Below are 13,441 nucleotides of genomic sequence, written 5' to 3'. Positions count from 1 at the left end.
GCGGCGGCAGGGACGGGTCCGAGCCCTTCCAGGTGTAGATCAGAGCGTGGCCGCCGACGACCTCGCGGGTCATGGCCTTGTGGGCGGCCGGATAGGTCGTCTGCAGCCAGGCGTGCAGGGCGTCCCATTGGGCCAGGTCGTTCTCGGCCACGTCCTGGTGGCTGACGGTCTGGAAGTGGACGGCCTCGCCCAGGTGGGCGGCGGCCTTGGCGGCGTCGAACGGACGGGCGGCGGCCAGGGGAACGTCACCGGCCGGGGCCGGCGGCTTGAAGGTCGCCGTGCGCACTACGACCACCCCGGCCAGCACCGCGACGACACCGACCGTGCCCAGCGCGACCTTGCTCTTCCACCCCATGACGCCCCTCCGCGAATGTCAGGACGCGACTGTGCGACGGGGCGGCGGGGTTGCCAATCCCCATTTCGATACGTGATGGATCGAAATTGTCTCCCGTCTCTCCACCATTTCCGCTCGGCCAGCGGAAAACGGGCGCGCCGCTTCCGCGAAACCGTGGTTTGTTGCCCCGCTCCCTTTCGCGAGCGGCCCTGTCGGAGACTCTTATGATCGCAGCCATGCTCGCCGCCATCGCGCTCGGCGGTGCGGTCTCGCCGGCGCCCTCGACGGGCGCCGCCACGGCTGACGGCGCAGCGCCGCAGGCGTTCGATCCGGCGGCCGTGAAGGCGATCGAGGCGGCGGTCTACGACTATGTGGACGGCCAGCTGGAGGGCGACCCGGCCCGCGTCGCCCGCGTCCTGCACCCTGACCTGGCCAAGCGCGCCGTGCGCTCGCGGCCGGATCCGGACGAGACCCTGGGCCTGAGGCGCATGAGCCGCGACGAACTCGTGGACCTGACGCGGCAGGGCGCCCTGCGCACGCCGCGCGAAAAGTGGGACCGCAGCGTGAGAGTCCTGGACGTCGCCGGCAACGCCGCGGTGGCGCGCGTGGAGACGCCCTGGTTCGTCGATCACCTCAATCTGGGCCGGTTCGGCGACCGCTGGGTGATCGTCAACGCCCTGTGGTTCCCCAAGCCGCAGCCGGCGAAGTCCTAGTCCTTCACGTGCGTCGTCGGACGGTCGTGGCCGTCCGACAGCTCCTCGCGCCACTGACCGCGCTCGTCCTCGTAGGTGATGCCGACCGTGTCGCCCGCCACCTTCTGCTCGCCGGCCGCGCGCTTGGCGGCGGCCAAGGCCGCGTCGTGGGTCCGGAAGGTCTCGGAGAACACCGCGCCCAGCTTGTAGGCCCAGCCGCCGTCGTGCTCGACGATGGTGTAGGTGATGTCGGTCATGGGAACTCCTCGTGATGCGGCAACAACAGCAGGGAGAGGGACGCGGTTCCGACGGCGCTGTCTTGGACGCAGGCGCCGCATTCTCGCGCCCACCCAAATTCGTCATCCCGGCCGAAGCGCAGCGCTTTCCGGGATGACGACGTTAGGGGATCACCCCTCCCCGGCCAGTTCCTGCACCTCCTCGAAGGTCCGCAGGCCCGGGCGCTGGGCGCAGACCAGCACGCCCATGTTCCCGGGCAGGTGCTGGTTGGCCAGCATCTTCTCGTGGGCGGCCGGGATCTGGTCCCAGGGGAACACTTCGGACAGGCACGGATCGACGCGGCGGTCGATGACCAGCTGGTTGGCGGCGCTGGCCTGCATCAGGTTGGCGAAGTGCGATCCCTGCACGCGCTTCTGGCGCATCCACAGGAAGCGGGCGTCCATGGTCAGGTTGAAGCCGCTGGTGCCGGCGCAGATGGCCACCATGCCGCCGCGCTTCACCACGAACACCGACACCGGGAAGGTCGACTCCCCCGGGTGCTCGAACACCAGGTCCACGTCCTTGTTTCCGGTAATCTGCCAGATGGCTTTGCCGAACTTGCGGCTCTCCTTCATGTAGTCGGAGAACTCGGGGCCGTTGACCTTCGGCAGCTGGCCCCAGCAGTTGAACTCCTTGCGGTTCAGCACCGCCTTGGCGCCCATCGACAGCACGAACTCGCGCTTGTCGTCGTCGCTGACCACGCCGATGGCGTTGGCCCCGGCGACGGCCGCCAGCTGCACGGCGAAGACGCCAAGACCGCCCGACGCGCCCCAGACCAGCACGTTCTGGCCGGGCTTCAGCTCGTGCGGCTTGTGGCCGAACAGCATGCGGTAGGCGGTGGCCAGCGTCAGGGTGTAGCAGGCCGCCTCCTCCCAGGTCAGGTGGCGGGGGCGCGGCATCAATTGACGAGATTGCACCCGGCAGAACTGGGCGAAGCTGCCGTCAGGCGTCTCGTAGCCCCAGATCCGCTGGCTCGACGAGTACATCGGGTCGCCGCCGTTGCACTCCTCGTCGTCGCCGTCGTCCTGATTGCAGTGGATGACGACCTCGTCGCCCAGCTTCCAACGCTTCACCTTGGCGCCCACCGCCCAGACGATGCCGGAGGCGTCCGAGCCGGCGATGTGGAAAGGATGCTTGTGGCCGTCGAGCGGGCTGATCGGCTCGCCCAGGGCGGCCCAGATGCCGTTGTAGTTGACGCCGGCGGCCATCACGAGGACCAGCACCTCGTCCTCGCCGATCTCCCAGGTCGGCACCACCTCGACCTGCATGGCCGAGCCCGGCGGGCCGTGGCGCTCCTTGCGGATCGTCCAGGCGTACATCGACTTGGGCACGTGGAAGGGCGGCGGGATCTCGCCGATCTCGTAGAGGTCTTTGACAGGCGACGCAGTGGTCGCGAGGGTCGCGGTATCCATCTCACTCCCCGGCTCATGGCCCCGGCTCTTCGGCGCTGCAACATGAACGCCGAAAGGACTGATTGCGCTCCGCGGTACGGTTCGGCGCGAACGAAAAATGCGCCGCCGGACCGTCGTTCTTATCGTGTTCTCCGGCCACGCTCGGCAGGCCGGTACGGCTGAGGCTGTGACAAGCCTTCGGATCTGGCAAGCGGAATCCTTGTGCGTCGCAGCATGGTTGCACATGAAACCACATGCCGAGCCGGAGGTTGCGCGCTTCCCATTCGCGCCGCGTCGGGCGAGGTTGCGGGCATGACGCCGACCATCCCGCCGATGCTGCACGTCTCGCGCCCCACGGGCTCGATCATCCTGCTGGAGCTGGACGCCCCGCCGGCCAACGCTCTGAGTCTTTCCTTGCGCGCCCAACTGGTCCGGGCCCTGGACGAGATCGCCACCGACGACGACGTGCGCGCCGTGGTGCTGACCGGCCGGGGCGCGGTGTTCTGCGCCGGCGACGACTTGCGCGAAGCCGCCGTGCGCGGCGACGGAGCCCTGGCGGCGGTCGAGGACTTCAACCGGCTGATGGACTGGGTCGAGGCCCTGCGCGTGCCGACCATCGCCGCCATTGACGGCTGGTGCTTCGGCGGCGGGCTGGAACTGGCGCTGGCCTGCGACATCCGCCTGGCCAGCGACCGGGCGGTGTTCGCCGCCTCGGGGGTGAACATCGGCCTCGTGGCCTCGGCGACGCGCCTGCCCAGGCTGATCGGCGCCGCCCGCGCCAAGGCCCACCTGCTGACGGGCGCGAAGTTCGATCCGGCCCGCGCCCTGTTCGACGGCGTCGTCACCGCCGTCCACACGCCCGCCACCCTGCTGCGCGAGGCCATGAAGCTGGCCGAAGCCATCTCCGCCTGCGCGCCCCTGGCGGTGGAGGCGACCAAGCGCATCGTCGACGGCAAGGCCTATGTGGAAGAGGAACTGCCGGCCCTGATCGCCAGCACCGACCACAGAGAGGCGATCGCGGCGTTCATGGCCAAGCGGACGGCGGATTTCAGGAGGAAGTGAACTTCACAGCCGTATCGAAAAATACAATTAATCTAGTCAGGCCAATCATGGATTCTTTCCAACATTTCGGCACGCGATAATTGCCCAGAAGATAGTACGTTTAAGTCCTCTTCACTTAATACGTTATCACCAACGCTTGGATAAGTCGTCAACCAAACCTCCCCGAGAGGAGTTTGTGAATTTTTTGCACCAACGACCTTTATTTGAACACCCATCAACCTTACAGCATTCAGCAATTTCCCAAGCTTTTCTGGGGTAAGGCCGGGATCTGAAAACGACAAACCATTTATCGCCATATTTGGGTACGCAGTACCATTCCCGTAATCGACCCTGAAATCATCACACCCGAGCAAATTTTGGAGCCTGGGTACATCATTTTTGTTCATATTGGTTTTACGAGGCACGATCACCAGACGAAATTGCGCATTCATGCACACTGGCTTCTTGATTTTTGGAAGCGAAGTATTTTTTTCCGTCAATTTTGGCTTTGGTGATTCAGAAGATGAAATTTCAATTTTTACTTTCTCTTGAGGTGGAGCGACAGCGCTCTCCTTTTTCGGATTACATCGAGCCTGATCATCATGGATTTTCATGCAGATCGTGCGCTTCCACTGAGGTAGCGAGGGCATAGCTGAAATTCCAGCATACGCGACCGGGACAAGACCAATGAGCACGATCCCGCCACCAAGAATGGTGGCGGGATTCTTCACCCACTCCTTCCAAGATTTGTCTTCCAGTCCAGGCACCAGAACCCCCACCAACCCTAGGTGGTTCTAACTTGCCGTCACCGCGCGACATTCGTCCAGAGTGCGAACTCAAGCCTGCACATTTGGATATCGCCTGAGCAATCCAGAATCTGCCTCCCCCCGCACGCCGCTGCCCCAACCTCATCATCTACAGGTTGATTGAAGGGTGAGCTCACACCGGCCGATCGCCCGCGATCGTCACCCGGAAGCCCGAGCGCACGTCGGGGAAGTAGTCCCAGATCGCCTGGTGCCAAGTGCAGCGGTTGTCCCAGAAGGCCACCGAGTTGGGCCGCCAGCGGAAGCGCACCTGGAAGTCCGGGTTGCCGGCGTGGTGGTAGAGATAGCCCAGGATCGCCGCGCTCTCGGCCTTGGGCAGGCCGGCGATGTGGGTGGTGTAGGACGGATTGACGAACAGGCTCTTGCGGCCGCTCACGGGGTGGGTGCGCACCACCGGGTGGGCGGTGCAGTTGTACTGCCGGTCGATGTCCGGAAAGATCGCCTTGTAGATCGGGTTGGCGTCGTGGACGGCGGTGAGGCCCTCCAGATAGGTCTTCATCCGGTCCGACAGCGTGTCGTAGGCCGCGTACATGCTGGCGAAGACGGTGTCGCCGCCGTCATCGGGTACGACCGGCATGTGCAGTATGCTGCCCAGGGGCGGCTCGGGATCGCAGGTCAGGTCCGAGTGCCAGCTCTCGCCGGCCACGAACTTGGAGTTCTCATCGGCGTGGATGGCCACGACCTCGGGATGGTCGGCCAGGCCCGGCACGCCCGAATGGATGGCCAGCGGCCCGAACTTGCGGCCCAGCGCCTTGTGGGCGTCATGGGTCATCTGCTGGTCGCGGAAGAACAGCACCTGGTACTGGGTCAGGGCCTGGTGCAGTTCCTCGAACTGCCGGTTCGACAGCGGCTGGCCCAGGTCGACGCCGAACACCTCGGCGCCGATCCGGCGGGTCATCGGCTTCACTTCCAGAACGTCGTACGCCATCGAAAGCTCTCTCAGGACTTGATGAACTGGCCGCGCACGTAGACGAGCGGCGGCTTGGACTCGTCGATGCGGACGGAAACCACCCGGCCGACGAGGATCTCGTGGTCGCCGCCGTCGTGGGCGGCGTGCAGTTCGCACTCCACCGCCGCCACCCCGCCGGCCAGCACCGGAGCGGCGGTGGCGCCCGGCTCCAGGGCGGCCAGGGCGAAACGGTCGTCGCAGCCGGACCTCGCGAAGGCGTAGGCCAGCTCGCCCTGGTCGGCGGCCAGGATGTTGACGCAGAACACGCCGGCCTGACGCACGGCGGCCAGGGTGCGGCTCTCGCGCTTGAGGCAGGCCAGCACCAGCGGCGGCTCCATCGACAGCGACGAAAACGCGCTGACCGTCGTGCCCGACAGCTGTCCGTCCAGCGCCGTGGTCACCACCGTCACGCCGGCCGCGAAGCTGCCCATGGCCTTGCGGAACAGGGCGGGATCGGCGTCGCTGGCCAGGGCCGCGCCCATCACTCTCCCCCGAACGGGTTGTCGCCATAGACCGGCGGGGCGCGGTTGGCCGCCTCGCCCGTCTCGGCGCGGCCGCAGACGGCCAGAGCCGTCAGGGCGTAGACCAGGGCGCTGTCCACCAGGTCCTTCGGCGTCGGCCGCCAGCGGGCGAAACCGGTGGTGATGGCCGGGATGCGGTGCATGTTGAAGACGTTGTGGTCGCGCCACATGCTGGAATAGACCGGCGCGGCCTTGGCGACCGGATGGCCCAGCGACAGCTGGGTGGCGACGTCCACGGCCCCGACCAGCGGGGCCACCTCGGCGGCGTCGGCCTCGAAGCCGTGGCGCACCACCACCGGCTCGATCTCGATCCCGGCGATGCCCGTCTTGCGCGCCATGGCCTCCAGCGAGTGCTGGATGTCGGCCACGCGCTGGCGGGGGTTGAGGCCCACTTCCAGATAGAGGTTCACCCGCTCGGTCCCCGCCCCGAAGGCGTAGGGAATGCCGCCTCGGATCGAGGCCAGCTGCGACTTCGGCTGGGCCGTGCCGCCGGGGCTTTCGTAGAGGCTGGCCTTCTCCCACTCGCCGCTCCAGGCGTGGATGGCCTCGGTCAGCTTGCCGATCTTGTAGAGCGGGTTGGGATGCTCGGCGGCCGTAGCGGGATGGGTCAGCAGCGGGGTGAACACCCCCTCTCCCCAGACCGTGATCCGAAACACCGCATAGCCGCAGCCGACCCAGGTCAGGCCGAAGTCGCAGCCCTCGGCGGCGATGGCGTAGTCGGGGGCGACGCCGCCGTGATGGAACAGGTAGTGGGCGCCGATGTCCTTGCCCATATAGGCGATCCCGCGATGCTCCTCGATCGGCTCGGGGCCGATCTCGCCGGGGCAGGCGGTCAGATACATCTTGCCGGCCAGCTCGTAGCCGGCCGCCTTCAGCGCCTTGGCGGCGATCAGGAAACAGGCCATCGGCCCGCGGTCGTTGGCGATCGGATAGCCGTAGAGCTTGCCGTCCTCCAGCCAGCACTTCTCCCATTCGGGATTGGCCAGGGTCGAGGGGCTGTACTTGTAGGCGTCCAGGTCCGGGTTCCAGGTCGGCGCCTCGGTGTCGAGGTGGGCGGTGAACAGCAGGTTCTTGCCCACACCCTTGCCGCCATGGGTGCCGATGATGTTGGGACGCTCGGGCGTGGCTCCCACCTTGCGCGGCGAGAAGCCCTCGCGCGCCATCCAGTCGTAGACGTAGGTCGCGACCTCCAGCTCCTTGCCCGAAGGCGCGGGGATGTTGCCCAGGGTCAGGGCCAGCTCGACGATCTCGCTCTCGCTGATCGCCGCGGCGATGGCGGCGCGGTCAGCTTCCGTGACCGTGTAGGGGGCGGCGACGCCCGGGATGTTGGCGAACCCGTCGGCCATCACGCGGCCTCCTTCCAGGCTTTGGCGACCTCGACGCTGTCGGTGAGGATCGCGGTGTTCAGCGCCATGGTCTTCAGAGCCACCTCGTGCAGGTCGGGCTCGTAGGCCGCGCAGGCGTCGGCGGCGACGAAGACGTGGTAGTCGAGGTCGAAGGCGTCGGCGGCGGTGGCGGCCACGCAGCACTCGGTGGTCAGGCCGCAGACCACGAGCGTATCGACGCCCATGGCCTTCAGGCGGGCGTCGAGGTCCGTGCCGACGAAGCCGCTGTAGCGGGTCTTGGCCACCACCAGCTCACCCTGCGCGGGCTGGGGACCATAAAAGGCGCTGCCCGGCTGGCCGGCGCGACACAGGGCCGCCTCGCTGTCGGGATCGCCGCCGCGTCGGCGCATGCGCTCGTTCCACGACGGGCTGTCGGTGTCGGGCGCGGTGAACAGGCCGACGAACACCACCGGCACGCCCGCGTCCCGCGCGACCGCGACCAGGGCCGCCGCCGCATCCACGGCCGGCGCGGCCATGCCCATGTCGACGCCGTACTGCCCCAGCAGGCCGTCGGGCGAGGCGAAGTCGACCTGGATGTCGATCACCGCCAGCGCCGTGCGACCGGGCGCGATCCAGGCCGGGAAGTCGCTCACGAGAACACCGAGCGCAGGCCCGGCAGGATCTCCGAGCCGAACATCGAAAGGCCTTCCACATAGTCCGGGAAGATCAGCATCAGCCCGTCCAGCTCGCAGTCGGTGACGTAGGCCTGGACCTGCTCGGCGCAGGTGGCGGGCGAGCCGACCACGGTGTGGGTCATGAACGCGCCCTGCTGGGCCGCGACGCTCGACAGCTTCTCGGCCGGCACGCCCCAGCTTTCCAGCATGGCCAGGATGGCGCCCATGTCGGCCCCGTCCTTGTAGCGCTGGACCAGGGCCTCGGCCCCGGCGTCGCTCTCGGCGTGGACGACGGTGCACATGGCGTAGGTCTTGATGGTCTTGCCCATGCCTTGCGCGGCCAGCTTGGCCCGGCGCGAGGCGTCTCGGCGCTCTTCCGGCGTGCGACCGCCAATGAAACAGACGTCGGCCTCGCGCACAGAGAACTGGAAGCCCCGGTCGCTCATGCCCGCGCAGACCAGCTCCGGACGCGGGCGGGACAGCGGCTTGGGCTTGGACTGGCAGTCCTTCATCGTGAAGAACCGACCGTCGAAATCGACGCTGTCCTCGCTCCACAGCCGCTTGACGATCTGGGTCCATTCCTCGGTCAGGACGTAGCGGTCGTCGTGGGTCAGGGCGTCGTCCCAGGCGCCCATCTGCGCGAACTCGCCGCGATAGGCCCCGGCGACGATGTTGAGGCCCGCGCGGCCGCCGCTGATGTGGTCCAGCGTGGCGATCATCTTGGCCGCCACGGCCGGGTTCTGCAGCAGCGGGTGGATGGTGGCCCAGATGCGTACGTTCTTGGTGGCCTCGGCGATGCCGGCCATCATCGTCACCGACTCCAGGGCCGTGCCCCAGTGGTCGGTCTCGCCGCCAAAGCCGCGGAACTTGCCCATCGACATGACGAAGTCCATGCCGACCTGGTCGGCGGCGACGGCCGCGGCCTTGTTGCTCTGGTAGAGGCCGTCGAGGGTGGGCGTGGTCTTGGAGATGATCCAGCCGCCGTTGGCCACCGGCAGGAAGACTCCGAAGTCCTTGTGCTTGGAAGGGCTGTGGAACATGGCGGACATCCTTGATTACGCGGCGTCTTGCAGAAGGGTCGGAACGGGCTCGCCGATCGGCTCGGCCTCGGCGGCCTTGCGCGGCGGGCGCATGAACAGGGCGGCGACGAAGATCACGCCGATTACCGCGGCGAAGACCTGGAAGGCCGGGGCGAAGCCGCCCAGCTGGTCGCGCATGAAGCCGCCGATCGCCGGCCCCAGGGCCGAGGCCGCGCCGGCCAGGCAGACCAGCGAGAAGAGCTCGAGATTGTTCTTCCGGCCGTAGTAGTTGAGCAGCAGGATGCTGACGGCCAGCACGGTCATGCCAAAGCCGATGCCCACCCCGACGGCGAACAGCATCATCAGGGGCCAGGTGGTGGCGTGGGTCAGGGCCAGCAGGCCGACGGCCATGACGCCTTGCGCGCCCGCCAGCAGCCAGCGCGGATCGATGCGGTCGCCGACCAGGCCACCGCCCAGCCGCGCGGCCACCTGCATCAGGGATTCCAGGCTGATCGCCGAGATGGCGATGGTCATCGGCACGCCCAGTTCGCCGAAGTGGCTGGGGGCGAGGCTGACGGCGGTGACGCCGCCCAGCAGGTGGGCGAAATAGGCCGCCAGGATCACCCAGAACTGCGGGGTGCGGACGGCTTCCTTCACCGTCCAGTCGATGGCGGTGCGGTAGACGCGGGTGTTGGCCGGCGCGTTCTCGACATCCTGCGCGACCGCCTTGTCGGTCTCGGCGGCGGCGGCGTCCAGCCAGGCCTTGCCGCCCACGAGGGCGGTGCACAGAACGCCGACGACCAGCGACGCGGCCGCCTGCATCCACCAGTAGGGCCGCCAGGCGCCGCCGGCGATCTCCATGCCCGACAGGGCCATCCACGGCCCGACCACCCCGCCCAGCGAGCCGACGGTGAAGTAGATCCCGAACGGCAGGGCGCGCTTCTTGAACAGCATGCCCAGCACGTGGGTGCCGGGGATCAGGGCCATCATCTGGTAGCCGACGCCCAGCAGGGCCGTGCCGAACAGATAGACGTAAAGTCCCGGCGTCGCCGCCAGGCAGGAGAAGCCCGCCACCATCACCGCCGAACCGGCCAGGATGGTCGGCCGCACCCCGAGCTTGCGGATCAAGAGGGCCGGCAGCCACGACGAGCCGCCGCAGAACGCCCCCAGCAGGGTGAAGCCGGTGAAGGCCGGACCGAAGCCCCAGCCCTGCTCCTTGATCATCGCCGGCAGCACCACCCCCAGCGACGAGAAGGTCGAGGCGGTGATCAGAAACAGCAGCAGGGCGAAGACCGACAGGATCAGCCAGGCGCGCCAGGGGGAGGTCGACATGGCGAGGCTCCTAGAAAATTAGGAGCGACGCGCCCGTTGCAGCAGGCGCGCCGCAAGGGGAACTAGAACTTCCGGGACAGGGTCACCCGCCATTCGCGGCCCTTGGAGGGCAGCGCGCCGAGGTTGGCGTAGGTGTCGGCGTCGGGGGTGAAGTAGAGCTTGTCGAACAGGTTATCGACGTTGAGCGTGGCCGTGTACGGACCGTACTCGTAATAGGCGCTGGCGTTGGCCACGGCGTAGGCCGGATAGACCACCGCGCCCGGCAGCACGCCCGATGTCTTGGTCACGTGCGTCACGCCCAGCGTGCCGCCAACCTTGCCCCAGCCGTAGGCGTCCGACGTGTAGGAGCCGTACAGGCTGACCACCGACTTGGGGATCAGGGTGTAGTCGTAGTCGCCGGTCCCGACGACGCTGCTGTAGCTCCACACCACGTAGGAGCCGCCGAAGCCGTTGGCGCCCGAGACGCCCGCGGCCCAGGCCGGGATGTACTGGAACGAGGTGTCCGGGCCCTTGACCGAGGTGTGCTGGCTGTTGCCCGAGAAGGTGAAGCTGAAGTGCTCCGAAGCGAGGTAGCGCACTTCCAGCTCCACGCCCTTGGCGCGGGTGCCGGTCACCGTGCCGGCGATGCCGGTCAGCTGGGTGCGGTTCTGGCGGTAGCCGGCCAGCGACCCGACGAGCGTGCCGTTCAGCCACTGGAACTTGACGCCGGTCTCGGCCAGGTCGCCGTCCGACAGCCACGTGCCGTTGTTGACCAGCCCCGGCGCGATGTCGCCCGCCTGGCTCATCTCCAGCGACGAGGTCTCGGCGTAGGTGATGTAGGGCATCAGGCCCAGTGGCAGCTTGTAGGTGGCGCTGGCGGTGTAGGTCCACTTGCCCTTCGACGCCTTCTGCACGCCAGCGACCGTGTAGGACAGGTAGCCGGTGTCGTTGGAGGTGACGTCGTAGTCGTCGTAGCGGCCGCCCAGCATCAGGTTCAGCTTGCCGCCGATCATGATGTCGCTGGTGAAGAAGACGCCGACGTCGCTCCACTGGCTGGAGTTGTCGTTCTCCCACTGCACGCCGTCGCCGGCGTTGAACGGGCTGCCCAGGATGTCGGTAGCGGTGGCCCCGTAGGAGAGATCGCGGCGGTCCAGCGCGATCATGCCGCTGTTGTAGCTTTCGCGGCGGCGGCCGTCGAAGTCGCGGTAGGAGGCGCCGACGAACGACTTGGTCTCGACCGCGCCGTCCAGGAAGTCGTGGTCGATGTTGTAGGTCAGGCGGGCTTCCCAGACCTTGCTGTCGAACCACGCCGGGTAGCCGTAGGACGAGAAGCGCTTGTTCTCGAGGTCGTCGTAGAACAGCTGCAGCTTGATCGAGCTGTCGGCGCTGAGATCCTTGGCCAGGTCCCAGTAGAAGGTGTTGGTGCGGGTCTTCGAGAAGTCGGCCGACGAGACGTAGACCGTGCGCGGCGACAGCTTGGTCGTGCCCACCCCGGTGTCCAGCGTGTGCAGGGCGTCGCTGGTCGGGTAGCCGTAATAGGCCAGGTACATCGACGCGGCGTAGGGGTAGTAGCCGATCTCGTTGGGCGTCAGGCGGCCGTTGCCGTCGCTGTCGGTCAGGCTGGTGTCGCGGCCGGTGATGTAGGTGCCGTTGTCGATCAGCTCCTGGGTCAGGCGGTTCCAGCCGGCCGTCTGCACGTCGCCGTCGGAGTGGTAGAGCATCGCGCCCATGGCGGTGCTCCAGCCGTTCCCGAGGTCGAAGTCGGCCGAGATCTCGCCCGTCTGACGCTTGGGATAGATGCCGTGGTAGTAGCTGTGGCTGTCCTCGGCCTCGCCGTAGAGATAGACGCCGCCGACCACGTCGCCGAACGACACCGGCAGGCCGACCTGGGCCGTGGCGTTCTTCTTGTTGTAGCTGCCGTAGGTGGCCGTCACCTCGCCCGTGGGCTCCGATAGGTAGCCGCCCTCGTTCTTGCCCGACTTCGGAATGAAGTTCAGCAGGCCGCCCACCTTGCCGGGGCCGTAGATCGGGGTCGGCGGACCGCGCACGACCTGGATCTGCTCGGCCGCGCCGATTGGGGTGGAGTAGGTGCCGCGGTTCTCGACCCGCTTGAAGCCGCGAAAGTAGTTCTCGGCCAGGGTGCCGCGAATGTTCAGCGAGCCGGGCACGCCGTAGAAGCTGGCGGTGTAGGTGCCGGGCGAGACGGCGGTCAGGCCGTCGATGGTCTCGATGCCGTAGCGCTGCAGGGTCAGGTCGGAGACGAAGCTGGCCGAGCGCGGCGTCTCGATCAGCGGCTTGTCGAGGCCGAACACGGTGTCGTTCGGCTGCTTCTCGATCAGGCCGGCCTTGTCGCGGGCCTTGACGACGATCTCGTCGACGGCGTCCGGCGCGGCGACAGGATCGGGCTCGGCCGCGTGAGCGGCGCCGGCCAGAGCGAGCAGAACGGCGGCGGAGCAGCCCGCCAGCAACATCCGTTGGTTCGACATGACGTCCTCGTTCGAGGCCGTCGCACCTTCCGCCCTCGGCGGTTATCCCCAGGGGCGACACCTCTTGGAGAAACCATCGCCTCACCGGTTCCGGACGTCCGGCGCGGCATCTGTAATTTCACTCAAAATGTTCGGGTCGCCCAGGATTTGCCCCGCCCTGCGCGGCTTTCGCCCACGGCGGGACCAGAAAACTTGATCCAGGGCGAACGAGACCGAGACTCAAGCGGCCTTGAAGCCTGGCCTTGGTGATCCGATCTACCGGTTGCTCCCAGCGACGCAGGTGGAGCCTGACGAAAATGTAATCTGCGGCTGAACGGCCCAGCTGTTTACAAACGTCTTACAACGCACCACGTTTCTATCCATGGTCGCGCTGAACACACCCCTGAGCGTCAGGTTGTCCGAGGAGGACGCCCTTTTCCTCGCCGGTCTCGAACTGGAGGGGGCGGTGACGGCCAGCGACAAGGTGCGCGGCCTGATCCGCCAGGCCCGCCAGCGCGCCCAGGCCCCCGCCACCTGGGACGCCGCCCTGGCCGCCGCCCACGACATCGCCGCCCCGGCCCTGAAGGCCCTGCGCGCGGCCGAGCTGGCCAGCGACCGC

12 protein-coding genes and 2 pseudogenes are annotated in these 13,441 nt (G+C 67.4%); 3 read left to right on the top strand and 11 right to left on the bottom strand.

Annotation, left to right across the window (positions count from 1 at the left end; all coding sequences use genetic code 11):
• Window positions 1–355, bottom strand: a pseudogene (locus DMC18_RS05125) (peptidase M20); the annotation flags it as partial.
• A gap of 203 nt (window positions 356–558) precedes the next feature.
• Between DMC18_RS05125 and DMC18_RS05120 the strand changes: the two are divergent.
• Window positions 559–1,047 carry a nuclear transport factor 2 family protein gene (locus DMC18_RS05120; protein WP_110119226.1) on the top strand — a complete coding sequence of 163 codons (489 nt, stop codon included), beginning with the start codon at window positions 559–561 and terminating at the stop codon, window positions 1,045–1,047.
• Here DMC18_RS05120 and DMC18_RS05115 read toward each other — a convergent pair.
• Together DMC18_RS05115 and ccrA are read right to left on the bottom strand one after the other, a co-directional pair.
• A complete protein-coding gene (locus DMC18_RS05115) occupies window positions 1,044–1,283 on the bottom strand; it encodes a DUF2188 domain-containing protein (protein WP_110119224.1) in 240 nt (79 codons plus the stop codon). The genes DMC18_RS05120 and DMC18_RS05115 overlap by 4 nt on opposite strands.
• 150 nt (window positions 1,284–1,433) lie before the next feature.
• Window positions 1,434–2,714, bottom strand: a complete 1,281-nt coding sequence (ccrA, locus tag DMC18_RS05110) for a crotonyl-CoA carboxylase/reductase (protein ID WP_110119222.1) — start codon at window positions 2,712–2,714, stop codon at window positions 1,434–1,436.
• Window positions 2,715–3,026: 312 nt separating this feature from the next.
• On the opposite strand from ccrA, the gene DMC18_RS05105 reads away from it, so the two are divergent.
• Entirely contained in the window at window positions 3,027–3,755 is a 729-nt protein-coding gene (locus tag DMC18_RS05105; protein ID WP_110119228.1) for an enoyl-CoA hydratase/isomerase family protein, read from the top strand.
• 32 nt (window positions 3,756–3,787) lie between these two features.
• Here the strand turns inward: DMC18_RS05105 and DMC18_RS25595 are convergent, their stop codons facing one another.
• The 8 genes from DMC18_RS25595 to DMC18_RS05070 all read right to left on the bottom strand — a co-directional run bounded on the left by DMC18_RS25595 (window position 3,788) and on the right by DMC18_RS05070 (window position 12,843).
• The gene (locus DMC18_RS25595) at window positions 3,788–4,465 is read right to left on the bottom strand and encodes a hypothetical protein (protein WP_146217978.1); all 678 of its coding nucleotides are present in this window, start codon (window positions 4,463–4,465) and stop codon (window positions 3,788–3,790) included.
• Window positions 4,466–4,673: 208 nt separating this feature from the next.
• The gene (locus tag DMC18_RS05100; protein WP_110119220.1) at window positions 4,674–5,486 is read right to left on the bottom strand and encodes a TauD/TfdA family dioxygenase; all 813 of its coding nucleotides are present in this window, start codon (window positions 5,484–5,486) and stop codon (window positions 4,674–4,676) included.
• Window positions 5,487–5,497: 11 nt separating this feature from the next.
• Window positions 5,498–5,989 (bottom strand): flavin reductase family protein, encoded by a 492-nt coding sequence (locus DMC18_RS05095; RefSeq protein ID WP_110119219.1) that lies wholly within the window; start codon window positions 5,987–5,989, stop codon window positions 5,498–5,500.
• Window positions 5,989–7,374, bottom strand: a complete 1,386-nt coding sequence (locus DMC18_RS05090) for a peptidase M20 (protein WP_110119218.1) — start codon at window positions 7,372–7,374, stop codon at window positions 5,989–5,991. Before DMC18_RS05090 ends, DMC18_RS05095 begins: the two co-directional genes overlap by 1 nt.
• Window positions 7,374–8,006, bottom strand: a complete 633-nt coding sequence (locus DMC18_RS05085) for a cysteine hydrolase family protein (protein WP_110119216.1) — start codon at window positions 8,004–8,006, stop codon at window positions 7,374–7,376. The genes DMC18_RS05090 and DMC18_RS05085 overlap by 1 nt, the downstream gene beginning before the upstream one ends.
• Entirely contained in the window at window positions 8,003–9,067 is a 1,065-nt protein-coding gene (locus DMC18_RS05080) for an LLM class flavin-dependent oxidoreductase (protein WP_110119214.1), read from the bottom strand. Before DMC18_RS05080 ends, DMC18_RS05085 begins: the two co-directional genes overlap by 4 nt.
• Window positions 9,068–9,082: 15 nt before the next feature.
• A complete protein-coding gene (locus DMC18_RS05075) occupies window positions 9,083–10,378 on the bottom strand; it encodes a CynX/NimT family MFS transporter (protein ID WP_110119212.1) in 1,296 nt (431 codons plus the stop codon).
• Window positions 10,379–10,440: 62 nt separating this feature from the next.
• Window positions 10,441–12,843: a TonB-dependent siderophore receptor gene (locus DMC18_RS05070; protein WP_110119210.1), complete on the bottom strand. Its 2,403-nt coding sequence runs from the start codon at window positions 12,841–12,843 to the stop codon at window positions 10,441–10,443.
• Between the two features lie 394 nt (window positions 12,844–13,237).
• On the opposite strand from DMC18_RS05070, the pseudogene DMC18_RS05065 reads away from it, so the two are divergent.
• A pseudogene (locus DMC18_RS05065) lies at window positions 13,238–13,441 on the top strand (hypothetical protein); the annotation flags it as partial.

Source organism: Caulobacter sp. D5 (genome assembly GCF_003185805.1).
Lineage (GTDB): Bacteria > Pseudomonadota > Alphaproteobacteria > Caulobacterales > Caulobacteraceae > Caulobacter.
The sequence above is the reverse complement of the archived record's forward strand: the minus strand, read 5'-3'. Positions and strand labels throughout refer to the sequence as shown.

Bases quoted from the DNA above. Each gene is read 5' to 3' on its own strand.
- DMC18_RS05095 (WP_110119219.1), bottom strand. From the start codon at position 5,989: ATGGGCGCGGCCCTGGCCAGCGACGCCGATCCCGCCCTGTTCCGCAAG.
- DMC18_RS05115 (WP_110119224.1), bottom strand. From the start codon at position 1,283: ATGACCGACATCACCTACACCATCGTCGAGCACGACGGCGGCTGGGCC.
- DMC18_RS05105 (WP_110119228.1), top strand. From the start codon at position 3,027: ATGCTGCACGTCTCGCGCCCCACGGGCTCGATCATCCTGCTGGAGCTG.
- DMC18_RS05100 (WP_110119220.1), bottom strand. From the start codon at position 5,486: ATGGCGTACGACGTTCTGGAAGTGAAGCCGATGACCCGCCGGATCGGC.
- DMC18_RS05090 (WP_110119218.1), bottom strand. From the start codon at position 7,374: ATGGCCGACGGGTTCGCCAACATCCCGGGCGTCGCCGCCCCCTACACG.
- DMC18_RS05080 (WP_110119214.1), bottom strand. From the start codon at position 9,067: ATGTTCCACAGCCCTTCCAAGCACAAGGACTTCGGAGTCTTCCTGCCG.
- ccrA (WP_110119222.1), bottom strand. From the start codon at position 2,714: ATGGATACCGCGACCCTCGCGACCACTGCGTCGCCTGTCAAAGACCTC.
- DMC18_RS05070 (WP_110119210.1), bottom strand. From the start codon at position 12,843: ATGTCGAACCAACGGATGTTGCTGGCGGGCTGCTCCGCCGCCGTTCTG.
- DMC18_RS05075 (WP_110119212.1), bottom strand. From the start codon at position 10,378: ATGTCGACCTCCCCCTGGCGCGCCTGGCTGATCCTGTCGGTCTTCGCC.
- DMC18_RS05120 (WP_110119226.1), top strand. From the start codon at position 559: ATGATCGCAGCCATGCTCGCCGCCATCGCGCTCGGCGGTGCGGTCTCG.